The 14,316-nt window shown below is 60.1% G+C and carries 9 protein-coding genes and 2 pseudogenes; 7 read left to right on the forward strand and 4 right to left on the reverse strand.

Annotated features, from left to right (window positions below; genetic code table 11):
- Nucleotides 1-54: 54 nt before the first annotated feature.
- Both FHR73_RS00760 and FHR73_RS00765 read right to left on the reverse strand, forming a co-directional pair.
- Nucleotides 55-999, reverse strand: a complete 945-nt coding sequence (locus FHR73_RS00760; protein WP_183628770.1) for an ABC transporter substrate-binding protein — start codon at nucleotides 997-999, stop codon at nucleotides 55-57.
- Between the two features lie 294 nt (nucleotides 1,000-1,293).
- Nucleotides 1,294-3,417, reverse strand: a complete 2,124-nt coding sequence (locus FHR73_RS00765) for a TonB-dependent siderophore receptor (protein WP_183628772.1) — start codon at nucleotides 3,415-3,417, stop codon at nucleotides 1,294-1,296.
- A gap of 165 nt (nucleotides 3,418-3,582) precedes the next feature.
- On the opposite strand from FHR73_RS00765, the gene guaB reads away from it, so the two are divergent.
- The 4 genes and pseudogenes from guaB (at nucleotide 3,583) to FHR73_RS00785 (ending at nucleotide 9,388) form a co-directional block, all read left to right on the forward strand.
- On the forward strand, nucleotides 3,583-5,052 hold the full coding sequence (gene guaB, locus FHR73_RS00770) for an IMP dehydrogenase (protein WP_093254485.1): 1,470 nt from the start codon (nucleotides 3,583-3,585) through the stop codon (nucleotides 5,050-5,052).
- A gap of 83 nt (nucleotides 5,053-5,135) precedes the next feature.
- Nucleotides 5,136-6,713 (forward strand): glutamine-hydrolyzing GMP synthase, encoded by a 1,578-nt coding sequence (guaA, locus tag FHR73_RS00775; RefSeq protein ID WP_183628774.1) that lies wholly within the window; start codon nucleotides 5,136-5,138, stop codon nucleotides 6,711-6,713.
- A gap of 307 nt (nucleotides 6,714-7,020) precedes the next feature.
- Nucleotides 7,021-8,231: pseudogene (locus FHR73_RS00780) on the forward strand (tyrosine-type recombinase/integrase).
- 131 nt (nucleotides 8,232-8,362) lie between these two features.
- A complete protein-coding gene (locus tag FHR73_RS00785; protein WP_183628776.1) occupies nucleotides 8,363-9,388 on the forward strand; it encodes a hypothetical protein in 1,026 nt (341 codons plus the stop codon).
- 222 nt (nucleotides 9,389-9,610) lie between these two features.
- Here FHR73_RS00785 and FHR73_RS00790 read toward each other — a convergent pair whose 3' ends face one another.
- A complete protein-coding gene (locus FHR73_RS00790; RefSeq protein ID WP_260175360.1) occupies nucleotides 9,611-10,552 on the reverse strand; it encodes a LuxR family transcriptional regulator in 942 nt (313 codons plus the stop codon).
- A gap of 91 nt (nucleotides 10,553-10,643) precedes the next feature.
- On the opposite strand from FHR73_RS00790, the gene FHR73_RS00795 reads away from it, so the two are divergent.
- Both FHR73_RS00795 and FHR73_RS00800 read left to right on the forward strand, forming a co-directional pair.
- Complete coding sequence (locus FHR73_RS00795; protein WP_183628780.1) at nucleotides 10,644-10,862, forward strand: AlpA family transcriptional regulator; 219 nt, start codon at nucleotides 10,644-10,646, stop codon at nucleotides 10,860-10,862.
- A gap of 126 nt (nucleotides 10,863-10,988) precedes the next feature.
- On the forward strand, nucleotides 10,989-12,335 hold the full coding sequence (locus FHR73_RS00800) for a replication protein (protein ID WP_183628782.1): 1,347 nt from the start codon (nucleotides 10,989-10,991) through the stop codon (nucleotides 12,333-12,335).
- Nucleotides 12,336-12,586: 251 nt separating this feature from the next.
- Here FHR73_RS00800 and FHR73_RS22460 read toward each other — a convergent pair.
- Nucleotides 12,587-12,880, reverse strand: a pseudogene (locus tag FHR73_RS22460) (hypothetical protein).
- 966 nt (nucleotides 12,881-13,846) lie between these two features.
- Here FHR73_RS22460 and FHR73_RS00805 point away from each other — a divergent pair.
- Nucleotides 13,847-14,185 carry a plasmid mobilization protein gene (locus FHR73_RS00805; RefSeq protein WP_183628784.1) on the forward strand — a complete coding sequence of 113 codons (339 nt, stop codon included), beginning with the start codon at nucleotides 13,847-13,849 and terminating at the stop codon, nucleotides 14,183-14,185.
- Nucleotides 14,186-14,316: the final 131 nt, after the last annotated feature.

Consider the following 14,316-nt stretch of genomic DNA (forward strand, 5'->3'; position numbering starts at 1 on the left):
CACCGCGGGCGGCGGAAGCTCGTTGCGCAAGAGGCGCGCGGCGGGCCGGCGCGGTCATGTCGCCCCCAGGGCGCCGGCGACCGTACTGATCACCTGGCGGGCCGCGAGGGGGCCGGCGTTGAGATAGAAGGCGTCGGTGTCCACGCGAACGGCCCGGGCCTGACTCACCGCCGTGAGCCGGGGCCACAGCGGCTGTCGCGCCAGGCTGGCCAGGGCGGTACCCTGTTCGGCATAGAACAGCCAGTCGGCGTCGGCCAGGTCCAGCAACTCGGCGCTGACATCCCGCGAGGTGCCCTTGAAGCGCTGCGCCGCCGGACGGGTCACGCCCATGGCCTGCAGCAGGCCGCCGGCAAAGGAATCCGCGCCCATCAGGCGCAGTCGCGCGCCGCTGGAAAACAGCAGGGAGGCGGAAGGGGGTTGGGCGCCGAAGCGCCGCGCCAGGCCGGCCAGCTCAAGATCCAGGTCCGCCAGCAGTCGCTCGGCCTGCTGGCGCCGGCCGAGGGCATCGGCCAGCAGCAGGAAATCCGGTCGCCAGTTGCCGCCGGTGCCGCGCGCCACCACCGTGGGGGCGATGCGCGAGAACAGCTCCAGCCCACCGGCCTTGAGCACGGTGCGATTGAGCACGATCAGATCCGGCGCCAGGCGCGCCAGGGCTTCCAGATCCGGCGCCTGGCGACTGCCCAGATCGACCATGGCCTCGAGCTCCGGCGCGCGATTGGCGAGGGCAGTGCGCAGATAGCCGGGCGCCAGTTCGCGATTGTCCACCCGGGTAGTGCCCGCCGGGATCACGCCCAGGCTCAGGGCGGCGTCCAGCTGGCCGGTGGAGATCACGGCCACGCGTTGGGGTTGGCGGGGGATGGTGGTGCTGCCCACCACGTGCTCCACCTGTCGCGGAAAGTCGCCATCCGCCGCCGACACGCGTGCGCATACCCGACCGGGCAGGCCGGCGAGCAGGGCGGTACCGGTGGCGAGCTGGAGAAAGGCGCGACGATCGAGCATGAGGGCGACTGGCTGAAGACCGAAAGAGCCCCGCCAGGCGGGCCGAGGCCCCGTGACGGGGCGGCTAGGATAGAGCATCAGCGCAGGGCTGACATCCGCTAAGGACGCCGGGCCGTTCCCTCTCCCTTTGGTGTGAGCGCAGGCTGCTAGCGGATCGCGGCCATGGGCCGCTCCTACAGGTGATGCAATCTTGGGCGTAGCGTGGAAAACCGCGAAGCGTTTTCCACCGGGTTGCACGTAGCGATCCGCCCCTCTCCCCGCGGGAGAGGGCTGGGGTGAGGGCAGGCCGCTGGCTTAGAAGCTCACCGTGGCACTCAGCCGCGCCGTTCGCGGCTCGCCCACCGCGACCTGCAGCGGGCTGTTGGCGCTCGATGGGTAGTACTGCTTGTCGAACAGGTTGTCGACGTTGAGCTGCAAGCGGGTCTGGTATCCGGTCACCGGCAGGTCCCAACGCAGGAAGGCGTCGGCCACGGTGTAGCTGCTCATGTAGAAGCTGTTGGCCGCATCGCCGGCCCGCTCGCCGACGTAGCGCGCGCCGCCGCCGAGGTGCCAGCCACCCAGGTTGGACGGCACCAGCAGGTGGTGGGTCAGGTAGAGACTGCCGCTGTGCTTGGGCGCCTGGGACAGGCGCTTGCCCTCGTTGCTGGGGTCGTCGAGCACCTCGGTGTGATCGTAGGCGTAGGTGGCGACAACGTCCCAGCGCTCGGCCAGGCGACCGGTAAGGTCCACCTCCACGCCACGTGAGCCGACCTTGCCGGCGGCTTCGCTGACATTGAGCCTACCCGTCGGTACCACGACATTGGTCTTTTCAATGTCATAGAGCGCCACGTTCAGATTGAGCCCGGGTGCGAGGTCATACTTGGCCCCCACTTCGTAGCTACGACCTTCCTCCGGATCGAAGGTATTGCCGGAGCCATCCTGGGTGTTCGGGACAAAGGAGCGGCTGTAGTTGCCGTAGAGCGACAGCTCATCGGTGGCCTTGAACACGACACCGGCCAGCGGCAGCAAGGCATTGTCCTGGCGATCCAGGGTTTCGCGACGGCTGTTGCCTGCGCCCACGCGACCGTACTGGTCGAAGTGCTGATAGCGACCGCCCAGTACCAGGATCCAGCGATCGTTCAGATGCCAGTTGTCCTTGACGTAGAGCGAGGTAGATTCCAGCTCGCTGACCAGGTCGCTGGTTGCGGGGTCGACCCGGCTGGGCGCAGCCAAGCGACCATAGCTGGGATTGAAGATGTTGAAGCTCGGTGTGGCGCCCGTGTTGCGGTAGGTCTTGCCACGCACCTGATTGTTGTCTTCGTGATCGACACCGACCAGCAGATCGTGCCGTTGCCCGAACAGCTCCTGGCGACCGACAAAGTCCCAGCTGGCGTACTTGGTCTCATAGTCATAGTGCCCGCCATTCGCCTGGCGATTCAGCTGGCCAGTGGTCGCCAGTTGATTGGACGTCTGCGGCTGAGCGAACGAAAGCCCATAGCGGTCGTTGTTCCAGGCATAGATCAGCCGGGTCTTCCAGTCATCGCTGAGCTGGTACTCGAAACGAGCGCTGGCTGTCTCGGTGATGCCTTTGGTCTCGGACCATTTCTCGTCGAGGCGTTTGTCGTAGCTGGCGCTGCTGGGATGCCCATTGACGAACACCGTCCCCCGATCCACCGGGCCGGTGTAATCGTTATAGGAATAGGCCAGGGTCAGGCTGGCGCGCTCGCCGGTCCAGGACAGCGACGGCGCCACCAGGGTGTGCTGATCCACGCCATAGTTGCGCCAGTAGTCCTCGCTCTGCCGCTCGGCGATCAGCCGATAGGCGAAGCCGCTGTCACCCAGGGGGCCGGTGGTGTCGACGCCGAGATTGCCGCCGCCTTCGCTGTAGGCCGAGCCGCTCAGGGTGGTAAGCGGTTGATACTGCGGCTGCTTGCTGACCACGTTGATCAGGCCGCCGGGCTCCAGGGCGCCATAGAGCAGAGAGGCGGGGCCCTTCAGGACTTCCACGCGCTCGGCGGTGGCGTCGAAGTTGTGCGACAGATTCGAGCGCACCCCGTCGCGAAAGATGGAGCCGTCGTTGTTGCTGCCGAAACCGCGTTTGACGAAGGCGTCCTTGGTCCCGGCCAGGGTGTTGCCCTGGGTCACGCCGCTGACGAATTTCGAGGCGTCGTCCAGGGTCCGCACCTCGTAGTCCTGGATCAGCTGCGGGGTCACGGTCTGCACCGACTGCGCCTCTTCCTTGATCGGCACATCGCTCTTGCTCGCCGTGGAAGCGGTAGCCGCCCGATAGCTGTCGTCCGCCTCGCTGGCCGTGGCGGAAATGTCCATGGGCGCGAGGGTGGCGTTTTCCGCGGCCAGGAGGCTCGAACTGGTCGCCAGGGCCAGGGTGCTGAAGGCGAAGGGCACGAAACGGCGAAGGGCTCTGGGCGGCGTGTTCAAGGGCAATCTCGGAAGGGGCGGGGAAAGTGGCGGCGATTCTATGTTGATAGTCATTCTCACGTAAATCGAATCCTCTTACCGTTGGTGTCCAGGTCCGTTGCCGCCCATCCCCAAGCGCAGGTATAATGTCGCGCTCCTAAATTTTCCCGCCCGGGAGCGCCCGCCATGCTGCGCATCAGCCAAGAAGCTCTGACGTTCGACGATGTTCTCCTCATCCCCGGCTATTCGGATGTCCTGCCGAAAGACGTCAGTCTCAAGACCCGCCTGACCCGTGGCATCGAGCTGAACATTCCCCTGGTGTCCGCCGCCATGGACACCGTGACCGAGTCCCGTCTGGCCATCGCCATGGCCCAGGAAGGCGGCATCGGCATCATCCACAAGAACATGACCGTCGAGCAGCAGGCCGCGGAAGTCCGCAAGGTCAAGCGCTTCGAGGCCGGCGTGGTGAAGGACCCCATCACCATCGACGCCGACGCCAGCGTGCGCGATCTGTTCGACCTGACCCGCCTGCACAACATCTCCGGCGTACCGGTGCTGTCCGGTCGCGACCTGGTCGGTATCGTCACCTCCCGCGACGTGCGCTTCGAGACCCGTCTCGACGTGCCGGTGCGCGAAGTCATGACCCCTAAGGATCGCCTGGTCACCGTGCGCGAAGGCGCCGACAAGCAGGAAGTCCGCGAGCTGCTGCACAAGCATCGCATCGAGAAGGTGCTGATCGTCGACGAAGCCTTCGCGCTCAAGGGCATGATGACCGTCAAGGACATCGAAAAGGCCAAGGCCTACCCCAACGCCAGCAAGGACGACGCCGGTAGCCTGCGCGTCGGCGCGGCCGTCGGTACCGGCGCCGAGACCCCCGAGCGCGTGGCCGCCCTGGTCGCCGCCGGTGTCGACGTCATCGTGGTCGACACCGCCCACGGTCACTCCAAGGGCGTGATCGAGCGCGTGCGCTGGGTCAAGCAGACCTATCCGCAGGTCCAGGTCATCGGCGGCAACATCGCCACCGCCGAAGCCGCCAAGGCCCTGGCTGACGCCGGCGCCGACGCGGTCAAGGTCGGCATCGGCCCGGGCTCCATCTGCACCACCCGCATCGTCGCCGGTGTCGGCGTACCGCAGATCTCCGCCATCGCCAACGTCGCCGCCGCCCTCGAAGGCACCGGCGTGCCGCTGATCGCCGACGGCGGCATCCGCTTCTCCGGTGACCTGTCCAAGGCCATCGTCGCCGGTGGCTACTGCGTGATGATGGGCTCCATGTTCGCCGGTACCGAAGAGGCCCCGGGCGAGGTCGAGCTGTTCCAGGGCCGCTCCTACAAGTCCTACCGCGGCATGGGCTCCCTGGGCGCCATGTCCCAGACCCAGGGCTCCAGCGACCGCTACTTCCAGGATTCCGCCTCCGGCGCCGAGAAGCTGGTCCCCGAAGGCATCGAAGGCCGCGTCCCCTACAAGGGCCCGCTGGCGGCGATCATCCACCAGCTGATGGGCGGCCTGCGCGCCTCCATGGGCTACACCGGTTGCGCCACCGTCGAGCAGATGCGCACCAAGCCGCAGTTCGTGCGCATCACCGGCGCCGGCATGGCCGAATCCCACGTCCACGACGTGCAGATCACCAAGGAAGCGCCCAACTACCGCGTGGGCTGATTCCCAACCTGTTCCTACGTTGCGATTCGGGGCTGTCTAGACAGCCCCGAATCGTCTGAACCTAGCGCTATCGAGACCTGGCCATGTCCCAAGACATCCACGCCCACCGCATCCTCATCCTCGACTTCGGCTCCCAGTACACCCAGCTCATCGCCCGCCGCGTGCGCGAACTGGGCGTCTATTGCGAGCTGCACCCCTTCGACATGGACGACGCCGACATCCGCGCCTTCGCTCCGCGCGGCATCATCCTCGCCGGTGGTCCCGAGTCGGTCCATGAGGCCGGCAGCCCGCGCGCACCCAAGGCGGTTTTCGACCTGGGCGTACCCCTGTTCGGCATCTGCTACGGCATGCAGACGATGGCCGAGCAACTCGGCGGCAAGGTCGAAGGCTCCAACATCCGTGAATTCGGCTATGCCAAGGTCGACGTGGTCGGCAAGAGCCGCCTGCTCGAAGGCATCCAGGACCACATCGACGACGACGGCGTACTCGGCCTGGACGTCTGGATGAGCCATGGCGACAAGGTCGGCAAGCTGCCGGACGGCTTCCACATCGTCGCCAGCACCCCGAGCTGCGCCATCGCCGCCATGGGTGACGACGAGCGCGGCTGGTACGGCGTGCAGTTCCACCCCGAGGTGACCCACACCAAGCAGGGCGGGCGCATCCTCTCGCGCTTCCTCAAGGACATCTGCGGCTGCGAAGCCCTCTGGACCCCGGCCAACATCGTCGAGGACGCCATCGCCCAGGTGCGCGCCCAGGTCGGCAGCGCCAACGTGCTGCTGGGCCTCTCCGGCGGCGTCGACTCCTCCGTGGTCGCGGCCCTGCTGCACAAGGCCATCGGCGAGCAACTGACCTGTGTCTTCGTTGACAACGGCCTGCTGCGCCTGCACGAGGGTGACCAGGTGATGGCCATGTTCGCCGAGAACATGGGCGTCAAGGTGATCCGCTCCAATTCCGAGCAGCGCTTCCTGACCAACCTGGAAGGCGAAGCCGACCCGGAGAAGAAGCGCAAGATCATCGGCCGCACCTTCATCGACGTCTTCGACGCCGAAGCCAGCAAGCTCGACAACATCAAGTTCCTGGCCCAGGGCACCATCTACCCCGACGTCATCGAGTCGGCCGGCGCCAAGACCGGCAAGGCCCACGTCATCAAGTCCCACCACAACGTCGGCGGCCTGCCCGAGGAAATGAACCTCAAGCTGGTCGAGCCGCTGCGCGAACTGTTCAAGGACGAGGTGCGCAAGATCGGCCTGGAGCTGGGCCTGCCCTACGACATGGTCTACCGCCATCCCTTCCCGGGCCCGGGCCTGGGCGTGCGCATCCTCGGCGAAGTGAAGAAGGAATACGCCGACCTGCTGCGCCGCGCCGACGACATCTTCATCACCGAACTGCGCAAGGCCGACTGGTACCACAAGGTCAGCCAGGCCTTCGTTGTCTTCCAACCGGTGAAATCCGTCGGCGTGGTCGGCGACGGCCGCCGCTACGCCTGGGTCGTGGCCCTGCGCGCGGTGGAAACCATCGACTTCATGACCGCCCGCTGGGCCCATCTGCCCTACGAGCTGCTGGAAAAGGTCTCCAACCGCATCATCAACGAAATCGACGGCATCTCCCGCGTCACCTACGACGTCTCGAGCAAGCCGCCGGCGACGATTGAGTGGGAATGATCCCGCGTCCGGCACTGCCCGGCACGATCTAGCAAAAAATGCCCTGAAGCCCGCGTAATTGCGGGCTTTTGGCTTTTTGGGTTTGGCAAGTTCAGGTAGCGTTCTGCATCGCCAAGCATGGTTTTTTTATGGCATGGTACGGGGTACTAACTGCATCCGATGCCATGCATGATGCTTGATACCATGTCCCTTGTTTCAGGATGGGCATGGTATCGGGATAGCCAAGAGGCCCGGTTTTATTGGGGTTAAGCCCCATTCTTCCGCGCTTTTCAGAGCATGGTATTTTTTCATGGAATAAACGGAAGCCATGCTCACTGATACCAAGCTTCGAAACCTCAAGCCGCAAGACAAGCTCTACAAGGTGATTGACCGTGATGGCTTGTACGTGGCGTTACACCGGCCGGCTCAATTTCCTTCCGCTACAACTACTCCATCAATGGCCGGCAGGAGACCGTCACCTTCGGTCGTTATGGCTTGGGCGGGATCACCCTGGCAGAGGCGCGTGAGAGGCTAGGGGAGGCGAAGAAGATGATCGCCGCAGGTAAGTCGCCAGCTAAGGAAAAGGCGCGTGCGAAGGCTCGCACCAAAGGTGCTGAGACCTTTGATGATTGGGCTGAAAAATGGCTGCGCGGCTATCAGATGGCGGACTCGACACGAGACATGCGCCGTTCAGTCTACGAGCGCGAATTGAAGCCGAAGTTTGGCAATCAGAAGCTGGCTGAAATTACTCACGAGGATCTGCGGGCGCTGACTGACGCGATAGTGGAGCGGGGTGCACCTGCAACTGCTGTCCACTCCCGTGAGATCGTGCTGCAGGTCTACCGCTGGGCTATTGAGCGTGGTCAGAAGGTTGAAAACCCGGCGGATCTGGTGAGGTCTGCCAGCATCGCCAAATTTGAGCCACGTGATCGGGCGCTGACACCTGATGAAATTGCGCTGATGTACCAGTACATGGATCGGATCGGGACAGCGACGTCGGTTCGTGCCGCAGCCAAACTCCTTCTGCTTACGATGGTACGCAAAAGCGAGCTGACCAATGCGACGTGGAGTGAAATCAATTTCAGCGAGGCGCTATGGACGATCCCCAAAGAGCGGATGAAGCGCCGAAACCCTCATTTGGTGTTTCTGTCCCGTCAGGCATTGGATTTCTTCATTGCGCTGAAAACTTTGGCTGGAGGTTCTGAGTACATCCTGCCGTCACGCTACGACTCCGATTTGCCAATGAGTGCCGCCACGATCAACCAGGTACTGACACTCACCTATCGCCTTGCCCAAAAGGAGGGGGTGCCGCTAGTAAAATTCGGCCCCCATGACCTACGCCGCACAGCTAGCACGCTGCTGCACGAGGCGGGTTACAACTCTGACTGGATCGAGAAGTGTTTAGCGCACGAACAGAAGGGTGTGCGAGCCGTTTACAACAAGGCCGAGTATCGGGATCAGCGTCGTGCAATGTTGCAGGATTGGGCTGATATGATTGATGAATGGACGCTTAAGAAACCTCGGAAAACAAATGGGTAGGCGCTGCCCAGACACCAGTGGTCAGCCATGCTCCACGCCCGCACCTTCACATCACGCTCATCACAAAAATTCAAGAAATTGGAAAATCAGTCGAAGCAGGTATGACCAACTATACCCAGAGGTGATCGCAAGTGAATGTAATCAATCTTCCTAGTGAAGACGAGACCCTTGGGCCATTAGTGCTTGATCACATTTACGTGACAGAAGATGCTCTAGTCGAACACGTAGAGGGCTCGCTTAGCCCAATCGCACCAGATGAGAAAAGCTGGGATAAGCTGGCGTTGAGCGGATTGAGCCTTGCCGCTATCGCTACGATGCGGACCACTCCGATTGGACTTTTAGCCTCTGCAGTCGGCGCAGCGGCAATAAGCCCGTTTTTTGTTCAGTTGTTATCCCGCTATTCGGTAGCGAATGCGGAAGAACAAAAACAGTTGAACGAAGCTCAGGCGCTAGAAGCTGCTCGATTTGCAGCGTATATGCGTAAGCACTCTATGACTCCCGTTCAGGCCGAGAAGGCGGGGTTCCGATTCGAGCCAGGGCACCCGCTGGTTGGAAAGGTTTATAAGCGTCATCCGCTGGCAGGTGCCGCATCCCATGACAAGCATAACCTGTACATTCCAAGCGAGCGGTATGACCAAATTTTGCTCGCTGAGCGTGAAGCAGAGCTGATCAAAATGCTGGTCGACATGGGAGCGACCAGAATCCAGATCTCAAAAAAATCCGCTGAGGTGGCTCGTAGCTCAATCGACGGATCTGCATCCACTGACGTTGCTGGTTACGGCGGTGGTAGTGCGTCCTACTCCAGCAAGAACGATCATTCCAGGAATGCGATGGACTCCAGGGAGTTTCGGCTCAGGGGTAAGCAGTGGCATGAGGGCGACCGCCTGACTAGGGCGGATTATTTCTGGCTGGCCTTTGAACCATCTTGGGCAGCGGTGGTGATGGCTCGTGAAATCGGTGCGTGTGAAGCAGCGTCGCTCGTAATCAAAGAGACCACGTCGTTCTCGAACGACCGCAACATAGAGTTCCAAATCCAAACTCAAATGCTGCAAGCAGGCGCAAATGCGCAGATCACCGCAAACACGAAGGAGGAGACTGAGTACTTTATCACGGTGGAATTCGCCTCCGCTAAAGAGGCTCGAAATCAGGATGCATAGCCCTGGTCACCATTTGCTAATCAGGTCGAATGGGGAGCAGAAAAGCATTTTGAATTACGATGGAGCGCCTCGGGGGTAAGCCTCCACCTTTGAGCGAGATTCTGCTTTGGTAGTTATCTGCCGAGCGTTGATGGCTGCTGTCGTTCCTCAGTCATGCGACAGACTGATTACGTCGAATACAGGCGCGTGGCCACGTGGATGCAATTACCCCGTTCAATGCTCTCACGGCGTCGAAAGTCGAAAGCAATCAGGAACTGAGCGAAGAGCTTTAGATACTGCTTGGCGCTCGATCGCTAACCTGCGAGCAATTTCTGACTGGTTGAAGCCAAGTTTTTGAAGTGCGAGGATTTGTTTTTTTCGGTCTGTCAGCTTCATGTCTACCATCAGGCGAGCAAGGTTTCTTAGCTGCGATTCGTCCGCTAGGTGCAAGGTTTGGCCAAGCATGTATCGAAAGATATACGCGTCGACGAGCTCGTCGCCTGACTTCGCTAGAGGCTCTGTTCGTATTGCGCACTGCCTACTGAGTCTGGCCAGCTCTATATCGAACTGAGTTACAGATCTCATTGCTTGCCTGTATGCCGGATTCCAGATCCCATCTGGCGTCTTTGGACGATGAGCACTGCAGTACAGGTTGCTCAGGCGTAAGTGTTCGTCGATATCACGCTGGCTCTCACCTTCAGCGAACAATGCAAGTTCCGCTCGCGCGCCGCAGAACCTACAGAATCCTTTCAAACGCTGACCGTTTAGACCGCCCATATCTTTTTTCGACGGCTGCTTGCGTCTACATGCCATCACCAATTCTATCAACGTCTCAAGCGTTGCAATGAAGCAACGATCAACCCCTGACTGCTTGTCATGCGTCAGAACAAAAGCTCGCAGCAATTGGCGCTGTAGGCGAACCATGGCGGCATTACCAACCAGCTGCATAATCGTGCTGAACGCTACGTTCGTTCCCGCTCCGGGGATGTGGCCCTGATAGCTCGATGGAAGGGTTTTGGCGTATGCCGCTACGGCAGGATCGATAAGCTCTTCGACCAGGCGAAAGATCGAATAACGTTTAGATGCTGTGGAGTAGGGCTGCCAGCGATCGAGGAATCTGTGTAGGGCGTCTTTGACGGAGGCGTCACACCCCTCCCAAATAGCGATGGTCGACTGTTTCTTCATGTCAACCATTTTAGCCAATTATTCCGTCGAAGCAATAGGCACATACAGGCACGATCAGGCACACATTCGTTGTGACTGATAGGGCCTCGCTATGCATTCATCGAGCAAAAAACTGATCGACAAAAAGACTCTCCTGGCGATGATTCCGCTGTGTGAGCGCACGATCTATAACTTTGAAATGAAGGGTAAATTCCCGCGCCGCATTGCTGTGAGTAGTCGCAAGGTTGTGTGGGATTTGGCCGAGGTAGAGGAGTGGATTGATTCGTGTAGGGTGGCTGGCCCCGCTCCAAGGCCAGGAATGGCAGTCTGAACGGTGCGGATCGGGCCTGAGACAAGGTCGATATCGATTCCTCGTTCAGACACTGCCAACGCTCTGGTAGAGCTGACGGGCGCAAGCTCACAGCTCGCCCTTTTCGGGTCTCAGTACGAAGCGGAGATGTACCACGACAGCAAGAGACCCGGCTTTTTTTCCTTGCTCGTAGATTCCCGAGGTGAAAAGCGCCAGTCTTCTCATCGCTTGGCTGATATGCCGAAGGTGCTCACGTTGTTGGACAAAGAACGTGACACATGGATGTCCCAAGCTGAGTTCATTCGGCCTAGTAGGCGAGTCGTCAACCTTCTGCGGCTAGGCCTGCTGTTTGTCGACCTCGACACCTACCGAGTGCCAGCACTGACTGGACGCAACCCAGAGGCATTAGCGGCATCTGTACTGTATTTTTGCGGCGAGGAGGGCTTGCCGTTGCCATCCGTGCTGATTTACAGCGGCCGGGGCATACAGGCCAAGTGGCTGCTGGATGGCACGATTCCGCGTCAGGCTCTGCCTCGTTGGAATGCTTGTCAACAATACCTTGTGGATCGCCTTGCGCACGTTGGCGCTGACCCAATGGCCAAGGACGCCAGCCGTGTGCTGCGCATCGTGGAGACGGTCAACAGCAAGAGCGGGGAAGTCTGCCGCGTTGTTCATATCCAGAGAGGCGCAGACAGCGAACCGATTCGCTACAACTTTGAATATCTGACCGAGGCGCTGCTACCAGCGGCACGCTGGACGATCGAGCAGCAGCGGCAGGAGGTTGCCGAGCAGCGCGCCAGGAAAAAGCCTTTCCTTTTGGTGTCCGGCGGCAAAGACAGCAATTTGCGTGGATTCTCCGGTAGACAGCTGGCATGGGATCGCCTCGAAGACCTGCGCAAGCTCGCCGAGCTGCGAGGCGGCGTTAGCGAAGGCAGCCGGATGCAGCATCTGTTTTGGCGGCTGAATTTCCTGTTGCTGTCAGGGGCGACTAACAGCAAGCAGATGTACCACGAGGCGGCCGCGCTAGCCCGCGAGCTCGATCCGCAATGGAACAGCCGCTCGAAGGAGCTTATGACGCTGTTCAGTAAGGCCAAAGCCTACGAGGCTGGGGAAAAGATCAGCTTCGGTGGCAAGGACTACACACCGCTTTACACGCCGCGAAACGACACGCTTATCAACCTGTTCGGGATCACCACCGACGAGCAGCGTCAGCTTAAAACCATCGTCAGCCAGGCCGAAGCCGCGGAACGGCACAGGAAGCGCGAGGAAGGTCGCAGACGCGCCTCCGGTGCGGTAGACCGGGAAACCTACCTTGAAGCCGCGAACTCCAAGCAGGCGAAGGCACAGTCCCTCAGGCGCGAGGGCTTGAGCGTACGGGCCATCGCTAAGCAAATGGCTGTATCAGTCATGGCGGTTTCTAGATACATAAACGCACCGGCGATTCAGTGTACCAAGTCCGTGCGTATTACTAATGGCGAAGCCCCTGCGCATTAGACCGTATGCTGTACGAGCTGAGGGTCGAGGTGTTTAAAGTCCGTGCGTGCTACTAACGGCAGAGTCTTCCGCGCTTTTGATCAAGGCTGTCTGGGGGCGTCGCTCTGATGGAGTACCGGTAGGGGGCTTGTCCGAAAGGGTGAGTTGAGACAGGTCCGTGCGTACTACTAAGATTTGGTATCTCCGGAAAACAACACCCCGCACTCTGGCGGGGAATTGTAGGGTCAGCGGTTACCGGGGGAGTCAAACCTTTAGGCTTCCTGCGCCCCTCGGATCGCCACCAGGATTTGCTGGGCTTGATCAGCATCGCTCTTGCTACCAAGCAGTGGGAGGCGATTCAGGTGTTGCACCCCGGAAAACATGTGAATGGAAGCCGAAAGGGCCAGCGGGCTAACTCGAAGCCGCAAGGCGGCGCATTGTCGATCCAGTCTATCGAGCAATGGCCCGTAGCCTTCGCTTCGTAGCCTACGGCCGAACGCCTACATGGCAATAGCCAGGGTGGAGGCGAGTAAGACGAATCCAGCGAACATCAGAATGCTATTCATGGTTCTCCGGTTGGTCATTGCTTGAGGTTGTGCTCGGAACATCGGTGCGTCCGGAATTCGAGCTGGTGTTCGTATCTGGTCGAATGACATTGGTTTCCATGTCTGGGGCTTCCGCAGCGGCGCTGCGGATTTAAGCGAGCTGGAGTCACCGTGAGCTGGTTGTGGAAGACCAGCACCAAGCGTCGCTGAGTAAGCATCTTCCATGCCCAACACTGTCAGTGATGCAATGATGCCAAGCGCTTTTGCGCCACCATTGGCCGCTTGGGACAGTGCGTTGCCGGAAATAACAGCTCCGCTTTTCGGTGTTGCCTTCTGACCATTGTCACCGCTGCTCTTCGCGGCCTTCCCGGTCTACTTAGCGGTCTGCTGGTCGTCGTTGCTGGACGTAGCCGATGGGGTAGCTGTACCGCCATCAGTGCTGGCCCCTACGGCCGGGGACGTAGCGCCACCTACTGGCGAGGCAGCACCAGCGGAGCTTGCACAGGTAATACTAGAGTTGATCGCTCCTGCCAGACCGCCGCCGCTAATGCCTCCGGCATCCGCCGCACCTGCAGCAGCAGGGGCTGCCGCAACCAATGGCTGATCCGCCACCCTCGCCACCAATCAGTCTGTTTTGGTGCCCGGCGTTAGATAATTCAGTCGACCTCGTTCGCTGTGACGGCTTTATGCGATTCTGCGCGACTCTATGCGATTGAGGCCGTTTATCAATGCGACACTATGCGAATGTATGCGAATGTATGCGAACTTGCGCGTATCTACGTGATTAGACGAGATGCAAATGGCATCTTTGCTGCAGTTGCATAGAATCGCATAGGAATAGACGGCAAGATGTGTGTTGTACGGGTACGGGCAAGCCCGTGCCCGTACAACACCGCCCCTTATTCGCCTTCGGCTCAATGGAACTTGTTTTGCAATATAGGCAGCCGCTGCCGCGTCTAGGGGCAGCACCGGCAAAGAGGAGCAACCATGACAGGCGGCACCAGAGTAAAGACACCGGCTCGCAGACGCGGCAAGCCAATCGAGGTTTGGGTCACCGATGAAGAAATGGCGACGATTACTGCTCATTCTAAAGAAGCTGGTATGGCATGCTCGGCCTATCTGCCAGTATTGGGTTTGAATATGCCGGTAAAGTCAGTCGTTGATCTGGGAGCAGTGAATGACTTGGCGAAGGTAAACTGCAACCTCGGACGGGTTGCTGGGCTATTGAAGCTCTGGCTTGCAGAGAAATGTGGAGAAGGCGCGAACGTCATTGATGTACAGAGCATAATGATGGATTTTCGAGGTTGCAGGTTACGATTGGAATGAAGATTGGGCGATTGTTAAAGCTCATAAGTAAAATCTCAGCTCTTATCAGTTCGTTGATGTGCAAACCAAAAAAACGATAGCTGATTTGCTGGCTTCCATTTGACCGTCTTGAGTTTGATGTCGTCGCCCTA

Source organism: Pseudomonas sp. AS2.8 (assembly GCF_014190935.1).
Classification (GTDB): domain Bacteria; phylum Pseudomonadota; class Gammaproteobacteria; order Pseudomonadales; family Pseudomonadaceae; genus Chryseomonas.